At 46.1% G+C, this 1190-nt stretch carries 1 protein-coding gene; it reads left to right on the top strand.

Annotated elements, in window-relative coordinates:
* Positions 1-35 precede the first annotated feature (35 nt).
* Positions 36-1031 (top strand): IS256 family transposase, variant Zn-binding type, encoded by a 996-nt coding sequence (locus tag C943_RS21180; protein WP_425411280.1) that lies wholly within the window; start codon positions 36-38, stop codon positions 1029-1031.
* The last annotated feature ends 159 nt before the right edge of the window (positions 1032-1190 follow it).

Raw genomic sequence — 1190 nt, 5'->3', positions numbered from 1 at the left:
CTGAATTACAATTACTTACAAAGGGTTTATTGAAAGTGGTTTCAGTAAACTTTTTTTGTTTATGGAAAGACAAAAAAAAGAGGTGCTGGGCCTGCGGAAGTTTGGAGGTAATCCGCTGGGGAAAACAGGGCGGCAAGCAGCGGTTTAGGTGTAAGAATTGTGGGATCTTCTTCACTCGGAGTTCCAAAGATCAAACCCATCGGAACAGGTTTGTCTGGTTTAAAAAATGGGTCCTTGAAAGGCAGACTTTTAAGACACTTTGTCGGGAGAGCGGGCTGTCCAAAGACACGTTGCAGAGGACTTTCTACCGGTATCTTGAACAGTCTCCGTTGGTTAAAATCCGGAAGCGTGAAAAGGTGAACCTGCGTTTGGATGCCACCTATTTCAAAGGCTTTTGCATGGTCTGTTATCAGGATGGTATGGACGGCTACACTCAGCTGATCCGCTTTTCTGACGGAGAGCACTACCCGGAGATCAAAGAGGATCTCACCAATCTGATTAAGCTGGGGATCCAGCTGGAAAGCATCACTACAGACGGACACAAAAGTATCCTTAAGGCCATCAAGTCAGCCGTACCCGAGGTCACTGTGCAGCGCTGTTTGGTGCATATCCAGCGTATGTGCCTGATCTGGCTAACCCAATATCCCAAACACGTTTCCGGCCAGGAGCTGCGAAGGCTGGTGCTTCTGATCCTGCAAATCAAAACCCACAACGACAGAATCAGCTGGGAAAAAAGTCTGAATGACTGGCAAAAACGTCACAGAGAATACCTCAATGAGAAGAGCTTCAATCCAGAAACCGGCAGATATTGGTACACCCACAAACTGCTGAGAAGATCTCACCAAACCATCAAACGGGCACTTCCCAATATGTTCCATTATTTAACCCATCCGACTATTCCGGCAACCACTAACGGCATCGAAGGATTCTTCAGTCATCTCAAAAATCACCTGGATATCCACCGCGGACTTACCTTGAGCCATCGGATAGGATTCATCAGATGGTATGTCTTCCTATCCAATGAAAAATGAGTTTTCCTAGCCATAAAGCATCCCAAAAAAAGTTGGGCCGGGTAAAAGATACCCGGCCCTCTTTTTTTTGTAAATGCACTGACTTTATTGCTGGCAGGTTGGTCTCCACCAGAGCCTGATTCCTCTTCAAGTCAGCATCGAATGTTATGAATTATTTCC

The sequence above is a fragment of the Mariniradius saccharolyticus AK6 genome (assembly GCF_000330725.2).
Taxonomy (GTDB): Bacteria; Bacteroidota; Bacteroidia; order Cytophagales; family Cyclobacteriaceae; genus Mariniradius; species Mariniradius saccharolyticus.
The sequence above is the reverse complement of the archived record's forward strand: the minus strand, read 5'-3'. Positions and strand labels throughout refer to the sequence as shown.